Origin of the sequence: Campylobacter sp. RM19072, from assembly GCF_024723485.1 — a bacterium.
Classification (GTDB): Bacteria; Campylobacterota; Campylobacteria; order Campylobacterales; family Campylobacteraceae; genus Campylobacter; species Campylobacter porcelli.
The window spans coordinates 1-1,221 of sequence record NZ_JANQCU010000049.1 but is presented as its reverse complement, the minus strand read 5'-3'; the positions used below and the strand labels follow the sequence as shown (position 1 = coordinate 1,221).

Annotated in this window: 1 protein-coding gene; it reads right to left on the bottom strand. The window is 28.3% G+C overall.

Annotated features, from left to right (window positions below; all coding sequences use genetic code 11):
* Positions 1-993, bottom strand: a 993-nt coding sequence (gene wecB / locus CSUIS19072_RS08395) for a non-hydrolyzing UDP-N-acetylglucosamine 2-epimerase (RefSeq protein ID WP_330519139.1), incomplete at its 3' end; no start/stop codon positions are given.
* Positions 994-1,221: the final 228 nt, after the last annotated feature.

Sequence of the window (1,221 nt, the reverse complement as noted above, 5' to 3'; positions counted from 1 at the left end):
GCCTACTAATTTTATAGTTCCAGCCTGTAAAGCACTAGGTCTTTCTGTAGTATCTCTCATTACTAATACTGGCTTTCCTAGACTTGGGGCTTCTTCTTGTATGCCACCACTGTCTGTTATGATAAAATGCGATAAATACATCATATATACAAAATTTTCATATCTTAAAGGATTTATTAAATATATATTTTTTATTTTACTTAATATATTATTTACTGGCACTTGAACATTTGGATTTAGATGGACTGGGTATAAAATATCTATATTAGGGTTATTTAATGCTATATCTTTTAGAGCATTGCAAATATTTATAAACCCATCGCCAAAATTTTCTCTTCTATGTCCGGTCACAAGGATTAGTTTTCTATTTTTATCGTAAATAAAGCCTTCATTTTTAATGGATTGCAAAATATCATTTTTTATTGTTTGGTTATTTAAGATTTTATTTAGTATAAATAGCAAAGCATCTATTACGGTATTTCCAGTTACTATAATATTTTTATCCAGTTTATTTTCTTTAATCAAATTTTGCTTTTCGATTTGTGTAGGTGCAAAGTGATAATTAGCTAAAACGCCTACTATCTGTCTATTCGCCTCTTCTGGATATGGAGAGTAGAGATTATTTGTCCTAAGACCAGCTTCTATATGTGCTACTTTTACTTTATTATAAAATGCTGCTAAACTAGCAATTGCCGCAGTAGTAGTATCGCCATGCACTAGCACGATATCAGGAGAGAAATCAAGTAAAACATCATTTATACCAGACAACACAGTTTTGGTTATATCAAGCAAATTTTGATTTTGTTTCATTATATTTAGATCATAATCGGGGATTATCTCAAATAGTTCTAAGACTTGATCGAGCATTTGCCTATGCTGTGCCGTTACACAAACTTTAGTTTCAAATTCTACAATACTACTTAGTTTTTTTACGAGTGGAGCCATTTTTATTGCTTCTGGACGAGTACCAAAAATAACTAATATCTTTCTCATATGTTACCATTAATAATTATTATATAATAATTTAATTTATATTATAAATATAAATTAACATGCCAAAACTTCATTTATAAAACTACAAAAAATATTATATAAATGCGGGAAATAAGAAAATTTAAAAGTGCCACTATCCCCCCCCATCATATACAAACAATCATTTTAAAAATTGGAATTATATCAAATATATTCTTATATTTTTTTGATATTAATACAGAAGTATAG